Here is a 21,128-nt window from a genome sequence, read left to right as displayed (position 1 = left end):
CCCGCACACCCGCCTCTCGGGCGATGTGTGCGGAACGCTCTTACCGTTGGACCGGGTCGGCGGGCGACCGGGTCGGCGGGACATCAGGCGCGCGGCGCCGGCCCGGCTACCCCGTCCCCGCGGGCGCCACGGGTGGCGCGCGTCCCCCGTCCGGTGCGACCACCGGCGGCGCCGCGCACGCCCAGCAGGATCCCGCCGAGCACGGCCAGGACGCCGAGCACGCCCAGCACCGCCGGCAGGATGCGACCGAACGTGTTGAGGGTGTCGGCCGTCTCCTGGGCGGCGGACAGGGTCCGTTCCTGGGTCTCCTCGTTCCACCCGGACTCGAACCGGACGGCCGTCCGAGTGGGCTCGGCCCGCTCTTCCTCCATGCCCGCCGCATCGTTGACGAAGGCCTCTGCCTCGTCCTGGTCCTCGGCGAAGAACTGGTAGATGTTCTCGCTGCCGTTGATGACCTGACCGGTCTCGGGGTTCACGTACACCGTGCGGGTGTTGGTGTAGAAGCGACGCATGTCGACCTCGCGCTCCGGATCACCCGCCAGACCCCACTGTCCCGCGGTCATGCCCTCGCGCCGATAGCTGGCCAGGACGGCCTCCACGGCGGGGTCGTACCCGTCGCTGATCGAGGCGAAATGATCGCGGATCGAGGACCACATGTCGATCGGTCCGAGCTCCTGACGGAACTCGTACGCGTCGATGCCGCCGACGGTGGTCTCACCGACGAAGGAGATCGGATTGGTGGTGAAGGTGCTGGCGTCGAAGTAGTCGTAGTCCCGCTGCTCGGTGTCGAACGGGAACTTGTACTGCAGACCCCGTCGGACGAACCCGGCCGGTGCGGTCTCGTCGCCGGCACCGGTGGCGACCAGCTGCAGGGTGCTCACGGCCTCGTCGGTCGGCTCGGCGGCCACCCGGTCCACGGTGACCCGGTCGATCGACGCGTTGACCAGGCCTTCGACCCCGTCCGATCCGCTCTTGTCCTCACGGAGCAGCGACTGCGCGGCCTGGAACGTGATGATCTCGGCGTCCGACGGCTCGACCGCCTGGACGCGGCGCTGCGAGTAGAGCGGGATGTCGTTGTCGATGAAGCAGGTGACCGGGAACTGGACATCCGAGTCATCGGCCGCCGGACCGCCCGGGGTCTCGACGACCTGCTCGTCGTCGGTCGCGCCTTCGTCGGGCGAACCGCCGGCCGCGTCCTCGTCGTCGTTCGCGCCCCCGGCGCGGCACTCGGGGCGGTCGGCGTTGAGCTCGGTCGGCGAGTTGCCGGCCAGCGCCGCGCCGACCAGTACCGCACCCTGCGTGGTGTTGGTGACCGTGGTGGTGTTGATGTCCAGCGGGGTCTTCTTCTGCGCCGGCACCACGAAGAAGACCAGCGCCAGTGCGATAGTGATGAGGAACGCGCCGAGCCCGACGAGGACCAGTGCGGGCACTGACGACCTCCGTCCCGCGGAACTGCTCTGTCGTGCCATCGGTTGTCCTCCTGGAGTCGCCCTGGATCCACCGGTTACCCCCGGGTAGCTTCCGGGTCGGTCGCCGGACCGGATCATCATCAGGAGAAGATTAACAGTGATGAAGAACGCATTCGCCACCCCCGACCGACAAGTCGGAACTCTCCCGTCCGCGACCGGGTTCGTGCCGGCGTTGGAGGGCTTCCGCGCGGTCGCCGCGATCGCCGTCCTCACCACGCACGTCGCGTTCCAGACCGGGTCCTCCACGGGCTCGGCGGTCAACCGACTCTGGGGCAGGTTCGACCTGTCCGTGGCCGTGTTCTTCGCCCTCTCCGGCTTCCTGCTGTGGCGGGCCCACGCCCTGCACGCCCGCCGGGGCGGACCCGGCACCGCCCGGTCGCCCTGGTCCTACCTGCGTTCACGGCTCATCCGCATCATGCCCGCCTATCTCGTCGTGGTGGCCGCGGCGTTCCTCCTCATCCCCCAGAACGCTCGCACCTCGGCCTCGACCTGGATCGCCAACCTGACCCTGACGCAGGTGTACGTCCCCGACTCGCTGGTCGAGGGCCTGACCCACGCGTGGTCGCTGTCCGTGGAGATGTCCTTCTACCTCGTCCTGCCGCTGCTGTGGTGGGCCCTGGCCGGGCTCCGGGGCCGCGCGGCGCGGTGGCGGATCCCGGTGATCGCCGCCGTGGGGGTACTGAGCCTGGCGTGGGCTCTGGTCCCCTGGTACGGGCTCGGGCTACCCGAACGGGTCAACGACCAGATCCTGCCCCCTGCGTTCGCCTCCTGGTTCGCGGCGGGCATGATCCTCGCCGAGCTCGCCGCCGCCCCGCCCGGTCGGCTGGCGGCGCTGGCCCGACACCGGCACGCACGATGGGGCTGGTGGGCCGTCGTCGCGCTGGCGCTCGGGGTCAGCACCGTCCCGCAGTGGTTCACCGAGGGCTTCGTGCACCCGTCCGGCCCCGAGTTCGCGGCCCGGACCGCACTCGGAGCCGTGGTGGCGTTCTGCCTGTTGGCTCCGGTGGCGCTGGCCCCGCCGGGGCAGCGGTTCCTGGTGCTGGACTCCGCAGTGATGGGCGCGCTCGGCCGGTGGTCCTACGGGGTGTTCCTGTGGCACGTGCTGGTCCTGCACTTCGCGTTCCAGATCGCGTTCGTGCCCATGTTCTCCGGGCACATGCTCGAGATCTGGCTGATCACCGTGGTGGTCTCCACCGTTCTCGCGGCGGCGAGCTACGCGCTCGTGGAGGTGCCGTCGGGGCGCTGGTCGGCCCCGCGACGCACCCCCCGCGGGACGCCGGAGACCGACGGCCAGGCCGCGGCCACCCCGGCGCAGACGAGCCCCGCCACGGTCGCGACCTGAGGGAGCCACCCGTCACCGGCGTACCCCAGCGGGTCCGGCCAGGGTGCGCGGGACAGCACCGCAGCCCCGGCGACGATCCCCACCCCCGCGCCCGCGACCAACAGGTCCCGCGCCCGCCGCGCGCCCAGGTGACGGCTGGCCACCAGCGCCCCTGCGAGCACCACCGCCGCCATCCCCAGCCCGACCGGGCCGGCCACCGCGTAGGCCACGGCCACCGTCGCGACCGAGGTGACGACCCCGCCGCCGCGGCGCACCTGCGCGGGCGCCCCGGCTCGGTCTCGGCCGCGGAGAAGGAAGAGGAGCACCACGAGCGCCAGTACGAACGGCCCGGTCGACGGCGCTGCCCGGTACGGACCGTCGAGCGGGACGGTCAGCACGAGGGTGGAGCCGGTCGCGGAGGCGGGCAGCACCCAGCCCTGCTTCCACCCGTCCACCGTCACCGGGCGGGGGTCGGGCACCTCGGTGCCGTCGTCGGCGACCAACCGGGCCCGCCACGCGGGGGTCACCGACTCGGGCACCACCAGGACGCGCTCCCGCGGGGCGGCGGGCACCTGCAGCTCGCGTCGGGAGGCCTCCCACCGGGCGGTCGTGACCGCCCGGGTCGGCTGCAGCTCCCCGCCCAGGACGGGCGCGCCCGGGGCGGCCTCCGGGTCGACGACGACGAGGCCCACCGTGTCCACCGAGAACGCCTCCCCGGGATCCACCGAGACCTCCACCGGGCCGGCGGGTATCGCGACGGGGTCGTCGTCGCACGGTTGGACGGCGATCGCGCGGCCCTCGAGCAGTTCGCGCCGTGTGGTCGACAGGCGGGTGGGGACCGTCCGGTCGCCGATGACCACCCGGGGTCCGTCCTGACAGGACAGGGTGACCGGTTCGCCACCCGCCGCCGGGAGGGCTCCGATCCGGGCGCCGGCGGCGTCCTGAACCCACACCTCGGCGATCCCCGCCGGGACCTGCGTCCCATCCGGGGCCCGTACGTCGTCCGCGGCGTCGATCCGGACCGTGACGGTATCGGTGTGGTCGGCAGGGAGCGGGACGACGACGGAGCCGTCCTCCTCGGTCGGGAGCTCGTCGAGGTCGACGCGCGTGGTCTGGAGCCCGGTGTCCACCGCGATGACCCTGGGAGCCGCCGGTGCGTCAGAGCGCGGTGACCACAGCCTGAGTGAGCCGACCAGGTGGCGGCCGGGCAACCCCAGCTCCACCGTCGGCGAGGGGACGTCGGGGGCGTACCAGCTGGTCGACCGGTCCCCGTCGACGGCCGCGGAGGGCCCGCCGGCGGGGTCGGTCACCAGGGACTCCCCCGCCGCCCGGACCTGACGCGCGCGGGTGGTGGGGTCGCCACGCAGCACGTCCTCCAGTGCCTCCCCGACCCTCGGTCGTACGAGGAGCTGGGGGCGTACCGAGGTCCCTGCTGGAACGTCGAGCAGGCGGGCGAAGCGGCCCGGTTCCTCGGGCTCGATGGCGAGTTCCGGGGCACACCGCACCGCGCCGGTCTCCTCCTCCGCTCCGGCCAACCCTTCGACCGGGGTGCCGCCGTGGACGCAGTCCGACCGGCCACCCAGTTCCTGGCGCAGCAGCCATCCGGACGGCGCCGCGGAATCGGCGGGCCTGTCCGGCAGCGCCACCACCCGCAGTAGAGGGATCTCCTCGCCGGCCGAGGTCAGGCCGATGTCCGAGACCTCGAAGTAGGTTCCCCGGCCCCCGTCGGCGAAGCCCGTCGCCGTGACCCTCACGGTCTCCGTGGGGCCCGGAGGGAGCCCCACGACGAGCTCGCCGCCACCTGCCGGGAACGCGGTGGTGGTTCCCGAATCCGTCCGGATCTGCAGGCTGGTGGCCTCGGGGCCGGCCTCGGGGACCGGCACGGTGATCCGGAGCAGGCCCCGGTCGACGGGTTCGGGCAGCGCGATCTCGATCCACTGGCCGAACGCCGTGCCGTACCCGCCGGAACGCCAGGCGGTGTCCGGGTCTCCGTCGACCGCCGCCGCCACCGAACGGGAGGGCCGCACCGGGCCGATCTGGGCGGAGTCGGATGCCGAGGAGGAGACCCGCACCCGCGCGTCCCACCAGCGGGCCTGCGCCCGCGCCGGCTCGGTGTCGGAGACCGTGGCCGCGTAGTCCGGGACCGCGCCACGGCTGCGACGCGGATCGCCCTCGGCCCGGACCGCCGACGAGTGGTGGTCCAGGCGTCCGAAGTCGGTCTCGCGGTCCGTCGGTGAATCCGTGAGCACGGGGCCTGAGGCCGCGACCGGTCGTGGCCTCGGGAAGGGATCGGCGGCGGGCTCCACGCCCGCCTCCCGGGCGTCGACCTCGAGCAGTCTCGTCACCCGGGCCGGGGACCCGACCGTGTCCCGCGCGGCCAGCAGGTCGTCGAGCCGCGACAGGGACTCCGGCCCGCCGGCCACCACGGGCAGGTCGCGCACCTCCACGGTGTACGGGGCGGTGGCCGATCGTGGTGGCCCCGGTGACGCGGCGTCCGAGCCCAGCCGGGAGTCGACCCGGTAGATCTCGATCGCGGGATAGGCCGGGCGGAGGCCCGAGTCGGGCACCACGGTCACCTCGTCGTCGACCATCACGACCGCGGCCTCGTCGTCGACCGTGGCGACCCCGCCCGCCTCGTCAGCGACGTCCGCTCCCCCGACCGGTTCCCCGAACTCCGCGACCTTGACCAGTCCCGGGGAACCGTCGATCGCCTGGTGCACCAGGATCGGCCGGGGCGCACCGGAGTCGACGGCGAGGTCGTTGCGCACCACCAGGTAGCCGATGCCGAGGGAGGCGAGCGTGGCCGCCATTCCCGGGGCGGGGTTGCCGTCCGCCAGGCGGCGCTGGACGGCGTCGAGAGCGCGGATCGCCGGCGCGGGCTGCAGCGGCACCGAGTCCCGGACCGCCCACGGCGTGGTGGCCAGCGGTTGCAGTGGTTCGTCCCGGGTGACGCCCCAGACCTGTCGGCCGAAGGACGACCCCGGGACCACCAGGGCCCGCGTCGTCGCGGCGGGGTCCGACCCGTGACCGACATCGTCGGCGTCGGTGGCCCCCGGCCGGGCCACCGGCGCGTTCTCCGAGAGCCAGCCGGCGGCCTCGGCCCAGTGGTCGGGGACCGCGGCATGGGCGCCCACCGGCGCAAGCCGGCCGAGCAACGCCGGAGCCACTGTGACAGTGCCCGCGAGCACGACGACCATGGCCACGGCGACCTGGCGGTTCCGCTCGGGGTGCGCCAGCGCGGCCCAGCCGCCGGCGGACGGCTGCACCCGCCGCGAGGGCCCGGGCTCCCCGCGTAGGCCGGAGAGGAGGACCGACAGCAGATGGGCGATGCCCAGCACCAACGGCAGGCGGAGCAGGGGGTCGAACTTGTGGAGGTTGCGCAGTGGCGCGCCGGCGCCGTCGAGGAACGCGCGGAGGGCCTCGGCGAGTCCACCGCCGGCAGGCCCGACCCACGGCGCCGCCATCGCCACCAGTCCGACCGCGGCGATGGTCAGGAGCCGGCCCCTGGCCGGCATCCCCCGGTGGACCAGACCCACCACGCCGACCGCCGCCATCACCCCGGTGGCCAGGACGAACACCGGTTCGCTGGTGAGAGCTGCGCCGGCCACCCGGTCCGTCGACACGAACGGCACCCATGTCGCGGCCCCGCGTAACACCTCGGCCGCCGACGACCACCGCGTGGTGACCTCAGCCGACTCGATGTAGTCCAGGAACGGGGGGGAGACCCGGCCCAGGAGGACCAGGGGGACCGCCCACCACACGCACGCCGCGAGCGACAGGGGCAGCCACCACGCCGCGAGCCGCGCCCATGTCCGTCCGGGTCGGAACATCAGCCACCAGAGGATCGCCGGGAGGCAGGCGATGGCGGTCGCGGCCGCGTTGACCGCCCCCATCATCGCCAGGGCCAACGCGGCGCCGGCCCCGCCCCGTCGCGGGGACATGCGTCCCTGCAGTACCCGCACCACCGGGAGCAGCACCCACGGGGCCAGTGCGACCGGCCAGATCTCGGAGGAGATCGACCCGAGGTCGCCGAGCATCCGCGGGGCGAGGGCGTAGAGGATCCCCGCGACCGCCCGGGTCGGGCGCGTGCCGATCCGCAGTGCGGCCGCCACCCGGACCACACCGACGTAGGCGACCGTCAACAGGACAGCCCACCACAGACGCTGGGTCAGCCAGGCGGGCATCCCGACCAGGTCGAACAGCACGAAGAACGGCCCCTGGGGAAAGAGGTACCCGTACGCCTGGTTCTGGACCTGGCCGCCGAACGACAGCCCGGTCCACAGGTGGGTGGCCTGCGCGAGGAAACGACCCGGGTCGACGACGAGGTCGTACTTGGTGTCGGGGACGACCAGACCCGGGGCCTGCAGACAGGCCAGGAGGAGAAAGGCGAGGAAGGCGACGACCGCGTCGCGCGCGCCCGCACCGAGACGGATCCCGCGGGTCACCTCGGCCGGCGCGGGGAGGGGCTAGCGGGCGCCGTACTCGACCTGGCCCAGCAGGGCCTGGTCCGCAGGCGGCTGGGAGACCTCCGGGATGGAGTTCTCGGCCATCGCGGAGCTGGCGCCGAAGGCGACGATGCCGCCGAGGACGATTCCGCCGACTGCGCTGGCGAGCGCTCCGGTACCGAAGCTCATCGAGTTCTCCCTGCGGGTCACGAGAATGGTGTGCACTGGCGGGTGCCGCGAGGCATGCCGATGCCGAAAGGGTATCACCCGGCACACCACGGATCGTGTGGAGTGTCGCCCACAACTACTTACTGGCCGGTAAGTTGGTGTGGGACACGACACCACGTCCCGCCGGAAGGAGTCTCGTGACGACGGGGACGAAACGGATCCCACGCGCGATCCGCGAACAGCAGATGCTGGACTCGGCCATTCGCGTGTTCTCCGATCTCGGCTACCGATCGGCGTCGATGGACACCATCGCCAAGGACGCCAAGATCTCCAAGCCGATGCTGTACCTCTACTACGGCTCCAAAGAGGAACTGTTCTCCGCGTGCGTCACCCGTGAGTCCGGGCGGCTCATCGAGCACCTCACCTCCGCGGCGACCAGCGGCACCGGCGCACGCCACAGTCTGGAGAACGTCGTGGAGGCGTTCCTCGACTACGTCGATGACCACACGGATTCGTGGAACGTCGTGTACCGCCAGGCCGTCGCCGAACCCGCGTTCAGCGAGGAGGTCGAGAAGACCCGTTCGGTCCTGGTGGATCTCACCACCGACCTGCTGGCGCAGAACTCGGTGGACGGGCGCAGTCGCGAGGTGCTCGAAGTGGTCGCCACAGCGCTCGTCGGGGCCGGCGAGGCGGTCGCCGATCGCGTCGCGCACCGGTCCACACCCAAGTCGGTGGCCGCAGGAGTGGTCGTCGAGCTCGCGTGGCGGGGCCTGTCCGGGGATCCCGCCAGGTCACTCACCACCACGTCACCCACCACCCCGAAAGAGGAGAAGCCGTGACCACCACGTCCACTGAGACCACCCGCAGCGCATCGCAGGGGGCCAAGACCCTCACCCCGTTGGACCTGGCGGGTGGACTGCCCTTTCTCATCTCGGATCTGCCGACAGTTCTGCGTGGCCTCCGGATCGTCCGCACCTCCCGGGGGACCGACAAGCTCTCGATCGGTCGCAGGTTCCAGGAACTGGCGGCCTCGCAGCCGGACGCCCCCTTCATGCGGTTCCTCGGCTCCGAGATCTCCTACGGGGAGACGAACCGACGCGCCAACCGCGTCGCCGAGGTGCTCAAGGCCCGTGGGGTCCGGCGTGGCGACACCGTGGGGATCTGCATGGTCAACCGGCCCGAGGTCATGCTCGCCATCCTCGGTGCCGTCAAGGTGGGCGCCTCGGTGGGTCTGCTCAACCACCACCAGCGAGGTGAGGTCCTGGAGCACTCGCAGAAGATCATCGATTCGAAGGTGATCCTGATGGGCGCGGAGTGCGCCGACGCCGCCGCGTCCATCCCCCGGGAGAAGTGGCTCGGCGAGTTGATCGCCGTAGGGTCCGAGGTCGACCTCCCCTTCCGGGACTTCACCGCCGGCCACCGCCCGGACGAGCTCTCCGATCTGATCTGGCTCGAGGACGAGCTGGAGAAGCTGGACGCGGACGCCGGCGCCACCAACCCGCCCGAGGCCGCCGAGACGCTGGGCAACGAGACCGCGTACTACGTGTTCACCTCGGGCACCACGGGCCTGCCCAAGGCCTCGACCATGTCCCACTACCGCTGGAACCGGGCCCTGGCCGGCTTCGGCCTCTCCGGCGTCCGGCTCAAGAAGGACGACGTCCTGCTGTGCCCGCTGCCGATGTACCACAACAACGCGCTCACGGTGGGCCTCGGTTGCGTGCTCGCCGCCGGCGCGTGTCTGGCCATCGAGGAGCACTTCTCCGCCTCGAAGTTCTGGGACCAGGCCCGCGCGGCCGGGGCCACAGCCGCCATCTATATCGGTGAGATCTGCCGCTACCTGCTCAACCAGGATCCCGGCCCCGGCGACCGCGACCACTCCATCCGGGTGATGACGGGCAACGGATTGCGCCCCGAGATCTGGGATGAGTTCCAGCAGCGCTTCGGCGTGGACCGGATCTGTGAGTTCTACGCGGCCAGCGAGTGCAACATCGCCTTCGTCAACGCCTTCAACGTCGCCAAGACCACCGGCTACTGCCCGATGGACTTCGCGATCGTGGACTACGACCCGGACACCGGAGAGCCCCGCCGCGGCGCGGACGGCCGACTGACCAAGGTGGGCAAGGGCGGCACCGGGTTGCTGATCAGCGGCATCTCCGACTCCCAGCCCTTCGACGGTTACACCGATAAGGAGGCCACGGAGAAGAAGATCATCCGCGACGCCTTCAGCGACGGTGACGCCTGGTTCGTCTCGGGGGACCTCATGATGGACCAGGGACTCAAGCACGCCTCGTTCGTCGACCGGCTGGGCGACACCTTCCGGTGGAAGGGTGAGAACGTCGCCACCACCGAGGTGGAGGCTGCCGTCAGCGCCCGGCCCGAGGTCGATCAGGCCGTGGTCTACGGTGTGTCGGTGCCGGGAGCGGACGGCAAGGCGGGCATGGCCGCGGTCCGCCTGCACGACAAGTCCGACTTCGACGGCGCCGCGCTCGCCGAGCACCTGCGTAGTTCGTTGCCGTCGTACGCCGTCCCGCTGTTCATCCGGCTCTCTAAGGAGCTCGAGGTGACCTCCACCTACAAGAGCCGCAAGACCGAACTGCGCGAGCAGGCCTTCGACACCTCAAGGTTCGACGACCCGCTCTACGTGCTGTCGTCCGACAAGGGGTACGTCCCGTTCTACGATGGAGCGGAGAACGACGTCGTCGCCGGCAAGGCCTGAGGCCGGGGGCACCCCGAAGGAGGTCCCGCCGCCGCATGCCGTCTCCCCGCATGCCTGAACGCCGCGTGTCCGACCGCGGTCGTGTCGTCCGACGCTCGCGCCGCGGCGGGACCGACCTGTCGCGGCGCGCCCTGTTGATCGGCCTGTCAGTGGGGGCGGGCGGCGCGGCGGGATGGGCGCTGACCTCGGCCCTCGGGGCCGGGGACGACGCCGGGCGCACGTCCGACCCCACGGCTGGCCCCGGTGTTGACTCCGTAGCCGCCCGCCCCTACGTCCCGCCCGAGGGTGCGGTCGGCGTGTCCGAACCCCGCCGCTACTTCTACGGCGAACCCGGCGATTCCGACGGCCAGACCTTCGGTGATCTCTACCTGCCCGAGTCGGCCAATCCGGCGCTGCCGGTGGTGGTGTCGATCCACGGCGGCGGGTGGAGGGACTCGATGGGCCTGGCGTACATGGAGAACCAGGCTCGGGACCTGGCCTCCTTCGACGTGGCGGTGTGGAACATCGAGTATCGCCGCGTCGGCTCGGGCGGCGGGTGGCCCACCACGGTCGCGGACGTGTGCACGGCCGTGGATCACCTGGCGGAGGTGTCCGCACAAGTGGGCGGCCGGCTGGACCTGCGCCGGGTGGTGGTCGCCGGGCACTCCGCCGGCGGCCACCTCGCATTGTGGGTCGCCGGGCGGGCGCGCCTGCCGTCCTCGCTGCCCGGATCCCGTCCCGTGGTCCCGGTCTCGGGGTGCGTGTCCCTGGCCGGGGTGGCGGATCTCCTCCGCGCGGAGCAGGCCGGGGACAGGTACGTCGCCGGACTCCTCGGCGGGCCCTCCGACACCCGCCGTCAGCGCTATCGGGACGCCTCGCCTGTGTCCCACCTGCCCACCGGGGTCCCGGTGGTGTGCGTCCACGGTCGCGACGATGAGGTGGTGTCGCCCGAGCAGTCCGAGACCTACGTGCGCGAAGCCCGTCGGGTGGGCGACCCCGCCCGCGTGTCCCTGGTCCCCGGTGGGCACGATCCGTGGGGCGACATCACCGGTCGGGTCTGGCACGACACCCGCGACACGATGCTCGCGATGGCTCGCCGGCCCCCGGGCCCCGCCGGCTGACGCACGTGTGGGGTCAGGCGTCGGTGTGGCCGGTGTCCACCCGGATCCGCTCGAGCCGCCGGTAGGCGATCAACCACCGACCGTCCACCCTGCGGTACCGCTCGTGGTAGTGCCCCCAACCGTGGAGCCAGTGCTCGCGGCCGTCGACCGACCACCACAACCGGTCCTCCATCGCCCAGATGCCGGTGGCCGCGGGGTCGCCGGTCACCGGGTCCGGACCCGTCAGCTCCAGCAGCGGAGTGTGCCCGTGGTGCACGCTCGTCACCGTGACGCGGCCGTCGAGGGTCGCGCGGATCGCGGCGGTGAGGGCCTCGCGACCGCGCACCTCGGGCGCCCCGCCGCCGGCCGCCCAGGACTCGCTGACCACGTCCTCGGTGTGACATGGCCCGTAGGCGTCCCACTGTTTGGTGTCCATGACGTACAGCCGGCGGGCGAAGACCGCGCGGATCGCCTCGAGGTCCTTCGCGGCGGTCGGGGCGGCGACCGGATCTGGTGCGCTCACGTAGTGTAATCGGCGTTGATCGAGATGTACTCGCGCGAGAGGTCGCACCCGTAGACCGTGCAGGCACCGTCGGCGGAGCCCCCCTCGACACCCAGGTCGACCGAGATCGTGACCTCCTCGGCCCGCATGATCTCGGTGAGCCGCTCGAGTTCGGCCTCGCCCGGGAAGGCGGGGTAGGTCTCGAGGTCGCCGAAGACGATGCGGACCCGCTCCGGGTCGATGTCCGTGTCCTCGTGGCACTTGCCGATCGCCATGGCCACCCGACCCCAGTTGGGGTCCGCCCCGTGGACGGCGGTCTTGACCAAGGGCGAGTTGAGGATGGCCTTGGCCACACGCTTGGCCTGGTCGCGGTCCCGGCCGCCGGTGACCTCGACGGTGAGCAACGTGGTGGCGCCCTCTCCGTCGCGGGCCAGCTGACGGGTCAGGTCCAGACACACGGCCTCGAGGGCCCGCCGCAGCTCCGCCTCGTCCACCGGCCCGGCCGCGCCGCTCGCCAGCGCGATCGCGGTGTCGGAGGTGGAGGTGTCGGTGTCGACGGACAGGCAGTTGAACGTGTCGTCCACCGCACCCCTGAACACGGTGTCTAGCACACCGGGCTCCACGGCGGCGTCGGTGAAGATCACGGCGATCATCGTGGCCATGTCGGGTTCGATCATCCCGACCCCCTTGGCGATGCCCACCACCCGGGCGGTCGCGCCCGTCGTCGTCGTCACCTCCACCTGCGCTGTCTTGGGGTGGGTGTCCGTCGTCATCATCGCGCTGGCCAGGGCGACAGCGTCGGCGTCGAAGTCGGCACCGGCCAACCCGTCGAGATGGGATCGCAGGATCGGCATGGGGTACCGCCGGCCGATCACGCCGGTCGAGGCGATGAGCAGTTCTTCCGGCGCGACCCCCACGGCTCCGGCCGCCCGCTCGAGGACCTCGCGTGCGTCCGCCATGCCCTGCCGGCCGGTGGCGACGTTGGCGTTCTTGGCCACCACCACGACGCCGCGCGCCCGGCCGCCGACAGCGTTCTCGCGGCTGAGCACCACGGAGGGCCCGGCGAAGAGCGAGCGGGTGAAGACCGCCGAGGAGGTCACGGCGGGACCGTCGGCGACGACGACGAAGACGTCGTCGCCGTGCTCGCGCAGACCCGCGGCCCCCGCGTGGGCGCGGAAACCGGCGGGCAGGGGGATCGATGCGGGCGTGTCAGCGGCGTGCGGTGTCATGCCGCCCATTGTCTCCCACGGGATCGCCCGGCACCTCGCGACGCCCCATCCCGCCACTCGACGGGTCCGCGCGCGGCGCCCCTCCACGGTCGACCTCCGAATTGTGAGTTGAATTACGTGAGAAATGCCGACGGATCGTTACGCAGCAAATATGAGCGCTTTCTTGCGCGTCAATTCCGCCGATAGGCCCCTTCCCGGAAAGACCTGCGGTCACGGCCGTAACGCTTCCCCGGCGATTCGGGATGTACATCGCGAGTCCGAACCAAGGACTGCACTACGAGCGCGGCCCACCCGGCGCCGCGCACTGACGAAAGGGGTCCCTCATGGGTTCCATCGAAAACATCGCTTACGGTTCGCTCGGCCTCGCCGGTGAGGTCATCGGCACCGGCTCCGCCGCCGCCAACGGCCTCCTGGCCGCCGGTTCGTCCGCGGCCAACGGGTTCCTGGGCCTCCCGGAGTCGTTCCTGGACTTCGTGTTCGGGATCTTCAACAGCGCTTCCTGATCGACGGTTGACGTCGGGCCCCGAGCCCGTCCTCACCTCCTCGACGCCGGCATCCGCCTTCGGACGGATGCCGGCGTCGTGCATTTCCCCACCTCTTCCCGCCCGGCCCCCTCAACACATTCGCCGACATTCGGCTATTGAGACACAGATCACATTAAAGCGATTCGGGCGGACTTCCTGCACGAGTAAAAGAACTCCGTCCGGTAAAGCCCCGGAAAGACGCCCCACCGCGTGAATCCGGCCGACGGACTACGTACGGTCCGGAAGTGAGTTCTCGATGAACCGATCGAGTTCGCGAGAGCTTCACAGACCGAGCGGCGTTCCGGCGCCGCCCCCCTGACGAAAGGACCATCACATGGGTTCCGTTTCCGAGTTCATCGACGGCATCGCGACCGGCTCCTCCGCTGTCAACACTGGCTCCGACGTGGTCGACGGCGGCACCGACCTGTTCGCCGAGGTCCTCGGCTTCTTCACCGACCTCCTCGGCAACCTCGGCTCCTGAGCTGGCGCGCCTGACGGCGCGACGCCCGGGCTCGGCTCCGGCCGACCCGAGCCGCCCGCGACACCGGCTTCCGCTTCGGCGGGGGCCGGTGTCCGCATTTCCGGCGCCCGCGTCGCCCGCCGGTGCCGGTAGCCTCGTCCCCATGCAGCTGGACCTGTCCCGCCACGTCGCCGCCGACCCCGCCACCGTCTGGGCCGTGCTCACCGACATCCCCTCCGCCCACCTCACCCTCAGCGGGGTGCTCGCGGTCGAGATCCTCACCGACGGCCCGTACGAGCCCGGGTTGCGATGGCGTGAGACGCGGAAGATGTTCGGCATGAAGTCCACCGAGGAGATGATGGTGCTCGCGGCCGAGCCGCCGAACGCCACCACGATCGTCGCCGAGAGCGGCGGCACCGAGTACAAGACCGTCTTTACCATCACCCCGGACGCCGACGGCGGTTCGACCCTTCGCATGCGCTTCGGTGCCCACACCGCCCACGCCCCCGCGGCCTCCCGCGTAGCGATGATGGTGATGGGCCGGTTCGCCGAGAGGTCGACCCGCCGAGCCATGGAACAGGACCTCGCCGATATCGCCGCCGAGGCCGAGCGCCGCGTCGGGTGATCCCGGCCGCCGCTAATACGCTTCAGCGCGGTAGCGGCTTCGCGGCCCGGTCCCACAGCTCGGCCACCACCTCCACGGCCGAACGGTTGGCATAGGCATCGGCGGCCCGCCAGCGTGATCCCGCCCACAGCGGTGGGACGTCGTCGTCCCCGGCCTCAGCCGCTGCACTGCGCAAAGGCCCGGTCAGCACGTGCAGGTACGGGTACGCCGGCGGTGCGACCTGATCGAACCCGGCCACGAACCCGTTGACCAGCGCACGAGCGTAGCGTCCGGTGTAGCAGCGGGTCGGCCGCGACTCGATGAACCGCGGATCGGCGAGCGCCGCCCGGTGCAGCGCGCCCGTGCCCGCCTCCGGGGTGCGGAGCAGCACGGTGCCCAGCTGGACGCCGTCCGCCCCGGCCTCGAGAGCCGCAGCGACGTCCTCCGGCGTACTGATCCCGCCGGCGGCCACGAACTGCGCTTCCGGCAGCGCGTCACGGACCGCCCGCACGAGCTCCACGGTGGTGATCTCGTCCGGCGCCTCGCCGATCGTGGTGGTGGACCGGTGGCCACCGGCCTCCGAGGACTGCACGGAGAGCCAGTCGGCACCCGCCTCGACCGCGCGGTGGGCGTCCCGAACCCCTGCGACGGTGACGACGACCGCAGTGCCCACCTCTTGCAACGCCTCGACCACGTCACGGCCGGGGATTCCGAAGGTGAACGAGACCACCGCGACGGGATCGACGACGAGCGCCTCGAGGGTGGCGGCCTGGTCGAAGTCGGTGAAGCCCGGCCCCTCTACCAGCGTGATCCCCAGCCGGTCGGCGACCGGCCCGATCGCGGCCGCGTAGCGGTCGACGGCCTCCGGCCCCCCGACCTCGGCCAGGGCCGCATCGGAATCGGCACGATCCACCAGGAAGACGTTCACCCCGAACGGGGCGTCGGTGATCTCACGCACCCGCGCGATCGCCGCCCGGGTGCCCACGGCGTCGAGATAGCCCGAGCCGATCATCCCGAGTCCGCCCGCCTCACCGACCGCCGCGATGAGCTCGGGGGTCGTGGGCCCGCCGGCCATCGGCGCACCGATCACGGATCGACGGAGGTCGGACGGCATCAACCGGGGCAGGCCCCGGCGGGACCGTGGGTGGGGGGTCCGGGTCTGGTGCTCGGTCATGCCTGCGACGCTACGCCCGGGTTCACCGCCCGGCTGCGGGTGGCCGAGTAGACCACACCGCCGACCACCGACTGCCGGAGCACCATCGCAGACGTGGGGCGACGTCGGGTGGACTCGCGCCCGCCCGCGCTGTGCATTCGGCGCGCTGCCGCCCTGGGTATTCGGCGCGCTGCCGCCCGGTGCGTACCGGATACATTGGAGGTCGTGTCCTTCTCCCGCCGGCTCCGTCTGACGGTCGCCGCATCGGTCGTGGGGCTGATGCTGGCCGGGTGCGGCGCCGACGAGTCCGCGGAACCCGCCGCCGCCCCCGCCGCCGACTTCTCCGCCGCACCCCCCGCCCGTGCCGAGCGGACCCCGCCGCCCGCGCCCCGGTGTGAGTCGCCGCTGGACTCGCTGACCCCACGCCAGCGGATCGCGCAGCTGTTCACCGTGGGCGTGAGCTCGATGGCCGACGCCCGCCACGCGGTGGAGCACCACGGCGTCGGCGGAATCTTCCTCGGCGGTGACGTCGTCGGGGAGGTGGTCTCCGGCGACGGCCTCGCCCGACTGCAGCAGGACACGGAGCTCCCGCTGTTGGTGGCGATCGACGAGGAGGGCGGGCGGGTGTCCCGCATCGCCCCCTACGCCGGGCCGATGCCGTCCGCCCGGGTCATGGCCGCCACGATGAGCCCGGAGGAGGTCCGCGCGGCTGCTCGGGACCGCGGAGAGTTCCTCCGCGGGATGGGCGTCACCGTCGACTTCGCCCCCTCCGTCGATGTATCCGACCAGCCGGACGGGGCCGTGATCGGCGACCGGTCCTTCTCTCCGGACCCGGCCCGCGTGGTCAGCTACGCGCGCGCCTTCGCCGCCGGCCTCGCGGATGCCGGGGTGACGCCGGTGTTCAAGCACTTCCCCGGCCACGGCCGTTCGTCGGGGGACAGCCACTACGAATCGGTGACCGTCCCACCGCTGGACCAGCTCCTCCCCCACGACCTCCGGCCGTTCTCCGAACTCGCCAGGACCCCCGGCGCCGGGATGATGCTCGGGCACCAGCAGGTACCCGGCCTCACGGGGATCGACCGGCCCGCCTCGCTCTCCCCGGCCGCCTACCGGCTGTTGCGCGAGGGCCACGGATACGGGGCCCCGCCCTTCGACGGCGCGATCTTCACGGACGACCTGTCAGGGATGCGCGCCGTCACGAACGACTTCCCACTTCCCCGAGCCGTGACCGAGTCGCTCATCGCCGGGGCCGACTCCCCGCTGTGGATCACCACCGCCGGGATCCCCGAGGCTCTCGACTCCGTTGAACGCGCCATCGCCGAGGGCGCACTGACCAGGAACGACCTCCACCGCTCCCTGGCCCGGATGGCCGCCCTCCGCGGGATCCCCGGCTGCCTGAGCTGGCCGGCCACCGGGCAGGTGGCGCAGGCGGGGTCGCTCGCCGCCCCCGTCCCCGACCTCCCGCACCGTGGTGCTCCGCCCGGCCTACCCGTTCTGCCCGGATAGCCGGAATCGCAGGGCCCACTCAGTCCGCCGGGGTCGCCCCGGGCCCGGAAGGTCAGGTCACCGTCTCGCGCGTCCAGACTCCGGAGCTGCCACGCCGGTGAGAGTCCGTCAGGTGCGTGTCGACCACCCCGATGGCCTCCATCAACGCGAACACCGTCACCGGCCCCACGAAGCTGAACCCCCGCCGCTTGAGATCCTTGGCCAGCGCCTCCGACTCCGGGGATCGGCTGGGCACCTCATCCATGGTCCGGGGCTGCGGAGTCTGTTCCGGCCGGTACGACCAGATCAGTTCCCCGAGACCGCCCTCGGTCCTCAGCGCGATCACGGCCCGGGCATTGGTGACCGCCGCGTCGATCTTGCGTCGATTGCGCACGATCCGCTCGTCGGCCATGAGCCGGGCGACGTCGGCGTCCCCGAAGCCCGCGACCGCATCGGGCGAGAACCCGGCGAACGCCTCCCGGAACGCCGGACGCTTGCGGAGGATCGTCACCCAGCTCAGTCCGGACTGGAAGCCCTCCAGGACGAGCCGCTCGAAGAGCCCCGCCTCGTCGCGGACGGGCATCCCCCATTCGGTGTCGTAGTACTCCCGCAGCAGCGGGTCCCGTGCAGCCCAGGGCGGGCGCCTCAGCCCGTCCTCGCACAGCACGGTCCCGGCACCGGTGGTCACTGCGGCGGTGCCGGTCGTAGCGGCGGTGCCGGTCGTAGCGGCGGTGGAATCCTGGGTCTGCATGTGGTCTCCCGAGTTCATCCGAGCACCCGTGTGGTGATCACCGTCACCATAGGATCCGGCTACGACAGCACCCCGGTGAGCTGGGTGATCCGCACCGCCGCCAGAATGAGCAGCGCCAGGCCCACCACCAGGGTGAGCGCGCGCCCGGCCACGCGGCCGTAGGACAGGAACCGGTCGATGCGGCGGGTGGCCGCACCGATCCCGCCCGAACGAACTCGTGCCAGCGCGATGATCAACGCCGTGCTCGGCAGGATCGCGATGATCGCGAAGAACAGGATCTGCAGCAGTTTGGACCACCACGGGGACTCGGCGAACGAGATGAGGACCATCCCGGCCGCGAACGGCGCCGACGTGGCCGACTGGATGATGCCCAGCACGACGCCGGTGACCATGATCCCGAACTTCTGCAGAACGTTCTGGGTGAGCGGCGCCTCGACGCTCTCCTCCTTGGCCTCCGCGGGCTTGCGCAACCCCATGACGGTGATCACCAGACCGATGAGACCCAGGGCCACCATCGCCCAGAGGTTGTGGAACAGACTGCGGACGAACTCCTGGTTGTTTCCGATCACCCACACCGACACCAGCGAGAGGAGCACGATGCCGCAGAACGCACCGCCGGTGAACCGCGCGGCCCGGGGCGCGAAGGGCACGCCACGCCCGGCCGAGGTCAGCCACAGCCCCGCGATCACAGCGAAAGCCAGAAGGTTGACCGAATCGATCGCCGCGAATCCCAGCAGGCTGAGGTAGTACTGCACCGCCGATACCCTACCGGCGCCTGTCCGGACGCGGACCTCGGCTGTCGTGGGGAGCGCCGTCGTCGCCGGGGTCGCGCCCGTCGTCGTTGTCGCCCTCGGCGTCGTCCTCCTCCCGCCCCGGTCGGCCGAACACCGACCGCTCCCGCCGCCGCCGCACGTCCAGGTCCCGCACGGTCCAGCTTCGCACCGGCGCCGGGACGCGCCACTCGCGGCGCCATGCCACCATCCGGAAGGCGAACACCAGCGCCGACAGGACGGTCGCGGCGACCGGCCCCCAGGTGTCGGTCCCCACCGCGACGGCCGTCAGGGCGGCCCCCGTCGCCGCCGGGATGACGTACAGGTTCGAGCCGCTGAACACCGCCGGGATCTCGTTGGCCACCACGTCGCGCAGGAGACCGCCGCCCACTGCGGTGACCACGCCGAGCAGCAGCGCCGACGCGATCGGCATCCCGTGGTCCAGCGCCCGGGCCGTGCCGAAGGTGCAGAACAGCCCGAGACCGGCGGCGTCGAACGTCACGATCAGCGTCCGCACCCGGTGGATGAGCGAGCCGAGCAGGTACACCACGATCGCTGCGACCACCGGGGGGACCAGGTAGACCGGCTGCGACAGCGCGAGCGGCGTGACGCCCAGCAGGACGTCGCGGATGATGCCGCCGCCCAGGCCGGCGAGCAACCCCAGCACCAGACCACCGGTGATGTCGATGTCCTTCCGCGCCGCCAACAGGTTGCCGGACAACGCGAAGAAGAACACGCCCATCAGGTCGAACCACAGCAGCAGCGTCGAGGACTCCACGACCGGGCCCCTAGACCACCGCGTCCGCGGTGGTGCGCGCGTGGTGCCGCCGCCGGACGGAACGGAACGTCCAGAGCTTGTTGACGACGAAGTTGATCGGCATCGTGATGAGGATCGTCAGCAGCTGACCCCAGTACTCCCGGGAGTGGATGCCCGCGTCCTCGTGGAACCACGGCTCCGGCAGGTAGAGCGGCGAGGTGGGGTTGGTGAAGGCCAGCTTGATGAAGATCCCCGCCGCCGCGGCGACCGAACCGACCAACAGGAACGGCCAGAACTCCTGCATGACCGGGGCCTTGTGCCCCTTACCGAACGTCCAGTGCCGGTTGAGCAGGAAGTTGTAGACGTTGGCCACGAGGAACGCCACGATCCACACCAGGGTCGTGAAGCGGAAATTGTAGTCCGTCCCCGCGAACGGGAACAGGATGTCCTGTGCGTTCTGGGTCCCGCCGTTGGCCCTGTTCATCAGGACCGTGACGATCATGTTGACGACCATCCCGGATCCGCCCACGATCCCGAACATGAGGAACTGTCGGGCGCTTTGTCGATAACGACCTAGTTCGGACGGGGCCGGGTTCACAGCGAGCCAGTCTAGGTGTTCTGTCCACGCAGGTTAGGTACGCGGTCGGCGGGTGAGGCACCTTCGAGTGCGGTGTGGCCGCGGTGGTGATTGTAGTAGTGCAGGAACTGCGGTAGCAGGGCCTGGCGCTCCCGCTCGCTGGTATAGGGGCGGGCGTAGGCCCATTCCTCGAGCAGGATCCGGTTGTAGCGTTCGACTTTGCCGTTGGTCTGCGGCCGGTACGGCCGCGTGCGTTTGTGCTTGATGTCGGGGCCGAGGGCGTCGGCGAAGGCGCGGGAGCGGTAGCAGGAACCGTTGTCGGTCAGCACCCGACGCACGGTGATCCCAGCATCGGCGAAGAAGGCGTAGGCCCGGCGCCAGAACGCCGCGGCGGTCTCCTTGCGCTCATCGCTGAGCAGCTCGCTGTAGGCCAGGCGGGAATGGTCGTCGACGGCATTGTGGACGTACCAGTAGCCGGTCCCGCGTTTGCTGTTGCGCCTACCCTTCGCTCGGCCGAGGACCTTGTGCCCGCCGCCGTCGGGGATGCGGCCGAGCTTCTTGATGTCCACGTGCACCAGGTCGCCCGGAGCAGGATGTTCGTACCGGGTCGGGCGGCGTCTTGTGGCGCGGATCGGGGCTCCGGTGGCCGGGTCGGTGAACGCCAGGCGCACGCACCCGTAGCGGGACAGGATCTTGTGGACCGTCGAGGGGTGCATGCCCAGGTGGTAGGCGATCCGGGCCGGCCCCCACCGGCGTGAGACCCGCAGGCCCACCACCCGCCGTTCGCGGCGTCGGGGCGTGCGATGGGGGCAGGAGTGGGGCCGGCTGGAGCGGTCAATCATGCCCGCCCTGCCGTTTTCGCGGTACCGACCGGCCCAGCGGCGGGCCGTGGTGACCGAAACGCCGAACCGTTCGGCGGCTCGGGCGGGCGTCCAGCCGCCCTCGACGACACACCGAGCCAGGCGCAGTCTTCCGGTCGGCGTCAAGGTCGCGTTAGCGTGGGACACGAAGACCTCCGTTGTGGGTGTGGTTGCTTGGTCGCTTTCACACCTCACACGGAGGTCTTCCTCATTTCATCTCGCCATGCCGACCGGAGACACAACCTCCGTGGTCAGTAC

The 21,128-nt window shown here is 71.5% G+C and carries 18 protein-coding genes and 1 pseudogene; 8 read left to right on the top strand and 11 right to left on the bottom strand.

Annotation, left to right across the window (positions count from 1 at the left end):
- Nucleotides 1–83: 83 nt before the first annotated feature.
- Nucleotides 84–1,469 (bottom strand): DUF3068 domain-containing protein, encoded by a 1,386-nt coding sequence (locus H483_RS25650; protein ID WP_152427892.1) that lies wholly within the window; start codon nt 1,467–1,469, stop codon nt 84–86.
- Between the two features lie 100 nt (nt 1,470–1,569).
- Here H483_RS25650 and H483_RS38490 point away from each other — a divergent pair, with 100 nt between their 5' ends.
- A complete protein-coding gene (locus H483_RS38490) occupies nt 1,570–2,811 on the top strand; it encodes an acyltransferase (protein WP_152427891.1) in 1,242 nt (413 codons plus the stop codon).
- A gap of 2,135 nt (nt 2,812–4,946) precedes the next feature.
- Here H483_RS38490 and H483_RS40015 read toward each other — a convergent pair.
- Nucleotides 4,947–7,235 (bottom strand): annotated as a pseudogene (locus tag H483_RS40015) (DUF3367 domain-containing protein); the annotation flags it as partial.
- 21 nt (nt 7,236–7,256) lie between these two features.
- Nucleotides 7,257–7,445 carry a DUF2613 domain-containing protein gene (locus H483_RS38485; protein ID WP_238556240.1) on the bottom strand — a complete coding sequence of 63 codons (189 nt, stop codon included), beginning with the start codon at nt 7,443–7,445 and terminating at the stop codon, nt 7,257–7,259.
- A 155-nt stretch (nt 7,446–7,600) separates the two neighbouring features.
- Here H483_RS38485 and H483_RS25640 point away from each other — a divergent pair, with 155 nt between their 5' ends.
- From H483_RS25640 to H483_RS25630, 3 genes are read left to right on the top strand one after another with little or no spacing between them, the layout of a single operon-like run.
- Entirely contained in the window at nt 7,601–8,242 is a 642-nt protein-coding gene (locus H483_RS25640) for a TetR/AcrR family transcriptional regulator (RefSeq protein WP_017836144.1), read from the top strand.
- Nucleotides 8,239–10,119 (top strand): long-chain-acyl-CoA synthetase, encoded by a 1,881-nt coding sequence (locus H483_RS25635; RefSeq protein ID WP_017836143.1) that lies wholly within the window; start codon nt 8,239–8,241, stop codon nt 10,117–10,119. Before H483_RS25640 ends, H483_RS25635 begins: the two co-directional genes overlap by 4 nt.
- Before the next feature lie 35 nt (nt 10,120–10,154).
- Complete coding sequence (locus H483_RS25630; protein ID WP_152427890.1) at nt 10,155–11,219, top strand: alpha/beta hydrolase; 1,065 nt, start codon at nt 10,155–10,157, stop codon at nt 11,217–11,219.
- 13 nt (nt 11,220–11,232) lie between these two features.
- On the opposite strand, the gene H483_RS25625 is transcribed toward H483_RS25630, so the two are convergent.
- Both H483_RS25625 and argJ read right to left on the bottom strand, forming a co-directional pair.
- A complete protein-coding gene (locus tag H483_RS25625) occupies nt 11,233–11,721 on the bottom strand; it encodes a nuclear transport factor 2 family protein (protein ID WP_017836141.1) in 489 nt (162 codons plus the stop codon).
- A complete protein-coding gene (argJ, locus tag H483_RS25620) occupies nt 11,718–12,929 on the bottom strand; it encodes a bifunctional glutamate N-acetyltransferase/amino-acid acetyltransferase ArgJ (protein WP_017836140.1) in 1,212 nt (403 codons plus the stop codon). Before argJ ends, H483_RS25625 begins: the two co-directional genes overlap by 4 nt.
- A gap of 323 nt (nt 12,930–13,252) precedes the next feature.
- Between argJ and H483_RS25615 the strand changes: the two genes are divergently transcribed.
- The 3 genes from H483_RS25615 to H483_RS25610 all read left to right on the top strand — a co-directional run bounded on the left by H483_RS25615 (nt 13,253) and on the right by H483_RS25610 (nt 14,538).
- Nucleotides 13,253–13,432 (top strand): hypothetical protein, encoded by a 180-nt coding sequence (locus H483_RS25615; protein WP_017836139.1) that lies wholly within the window; start codon nt 13,253–13,255, stop codon nt 13,430–13,432.
- Between the two features lie 355 nt (nt 13,433–13,787).
- Complete coding sequence (locus H483_RS39535; protein WP_017836138.1) at nt 13,788–13,934, top strand: hypothetical protein; 147 nt, start codon at nt 13,788–13,790, stop codon at nt 13,932–13,934.
- Nucleotides 13,935–14,076: 142 nt separating this feature from the next.
- The gene (locus H483_RS25610; RefSeq protein ID WP_017836137.1) at nt 14,077–14,538 is read left to right on the top strand and encodes an SRPBCC family protein; all 462 of its coding nucleotides are present in this window, start codon (nt 14,077–14,079) and stop codon (nt 14,536–14,538) included.
- Nucleotides 14,539–14,560: 22 nt separating this feature from the next.
- Here H483_RS25610 and H483_RS25605 read toward each other — a convergent pair whose 3' ends face one another.
- Nucleotides 14,561–15,691, bottom strand: coding sequence for a nitronate monooxygenase family protein (locus tag H483_RS25605; protein ID WP_017836136.1), 1,131 nt, complete (start codon nt 15,689–15,691; stop codon nt 14,561–14,563).
- A gap of 204 nt (nt 15,692–15,895) precedes the next feature.
- Here H483_RS25605 and H483_RS25600 point away from each other — a divergent pair, with 204 nt between their 5' ends.
- Nucleotides 15,896–17,176, top strand: a complete 1,281-nt coding sequence (locus H483_RS25600) for a glycoside hydrolase family 3 N-terminal domain-containing protein (RefSeq protein ID WP_017836135.1) — start codon at nt 15,896–15,898, stop codon at nt 17,174–17,176.
- A gap of 52 nt (nt 17,177–17,228) precedes the next feature.
- Here H483_RS25600 and H483_RS25595 read toward each other — a convergent pair whose 3' ends face one another.
- The 5 genes from H483_RS25595 to H483_RS25575 form a co-directional block, all read right to left on the bottom strand.
- A complete protein-coding gene (locus tag H483_RS25595) occupies nt 17,229–17,906 on the bottom strand; it encodes a DNA-3-methyladenine glycosylase I (RefSeq protein WP_042329195.1) in 678 nt (225 codons plus the stop codon).
- Nucleotides 17,907–17,965: 59 nt separating this feature from the next.
- On the bottom strand, nt 17,966–18,661 hold the full coding sequence (locus H483_RS25590; RefSeq protein WP_017836133.1) for a hypothetical protein: 696 nt from the start codon (nt 18,659–18,661) through the stop codon (nt 17,966–17,968).
- A 10-nt stretch (nt 18,662–18,671) separates the two neighbouring features.
- Nucleotides 18,672–19,454: a trimeric intracellular cation channel family protein gene (locus tag H483_RS25585; RefSeq protein ID WP_017836132.1), complete on the bottom strand. Its 783-nt coding sequence runs from the start codon at nt 19,452–19,454 to the stop codon at nt 18,672–18,674.
- Nucleotides 19,455–19,464: 10 nt separating this feature from the next.
- Nucleotides 19,465–19,974, bottom strand: coding sequence for a GtrA family protein (locus H483_RS25580; protein WP_017836131.1), 510 nt, complete (start codon nt 19,972–19,974; stop codon nt 19,465–19,467).
- 68 nt (nt 19,975–20,042) lie between these two features.
- A complete protein-coding gene (locus H483_RS25575; RefSeq protein ID WP_031264648.1) occupies nt 20,043–21,017 on the bottom strand; it encodes an IS481 family transposase in 975 nt (324 codons plus the stop codon).
- Nucleotides 21,018–21,128 lie beyond the last annotated feature (111 nt).

Source organism: Dietzia sp. UCD-THP (genome assembly GCF_000349585.1).
Taxonomy (GTDB): domain Bacteria; phylum Actinomycetota; class Actinomycetes; order Mycobacteriales; family Mycobacteriaceae; genus Dietzia; species Dietzia natronolimnaea_A.
The sequence above is the reverse complement of the archived record's forward strand: the minus strand, read 5'-3'. Positions and strand labels throughout refer to the sequence as shown.

Excerpts from the sequence above, each read along its gene's own strand:
- H483_RS25615 (WP_017836139.1), top strand. The coding sequence starts at position 13,253 with ATGGGTTCCATCGAAAACATCGCTTACGGTTCGCTCGGCCTCGCCGGT.
- H483_RS25605 (WP_017836136.1), bottom strand. The coding sequence starts at position 15,691 with ATGACCGAGCACCAGACCCGGACCCCCCACCCACGGTCCCGCCGGGGC.
- H483_RS25610 (WP_017836137.1), top strand. The coding sequence starts at position 14,077 with ATGCAGCTGGACCTGTCCCGCCACGTCGCCGCCGACCCCGCCACCGTC.
- H483_RS25630 (WP_152427890.1), top strand. The coding sequence starts at position 10,155 with ATGCCGTCTCCCCGCATGCCTGAACGCCGCGTGTCCGACCGCGGTCGT.
- H483_RS25650 (WP_152427892.1), bottom strand. The coding sequence starts at position 1,469 with ATGGCACGACAGAGCAGTTCCGCGGGACGGAGGTCGTCAGTGCCCGCA.
- H483_RS25580 (WP_017836131.1), bottom strand. The coding sequence starts at position 19,974 with ATGTTCGGGATCGTGGGCGGATCCGGGATGGTCGTCAACATGATCGTC.
- H483_RS39535 (WP_017836138.1), top strand. The coding sequence starts at position 13,788 with ATGGGTTCCGTTTCCGAGTTCATCGACGGCATCGCGACCGGCTCCTCC.
- H483_RS25595 (WP_042329195.1), bottom strand. The coding sequence starts at position 17,906 with ATGCAGACCCAGGATTCCACCGCCGCTACGACCGGCACCGCCGCTACG.
- H483_RS38490 (WP_152427891.1), top strand. The coding sequence starts at position 1,570 with ATGAAGAACGCATTCGCCACCCCCGACCGACAAGTCGGAACTCTCCCG.
- argJ (WP_017836140.1), bottom strand. The coding sequence starts at position 12,929 with ATGACACCGCACGCCGCTGACACGCCCGCATCGATCCCCCTGCCCGCC.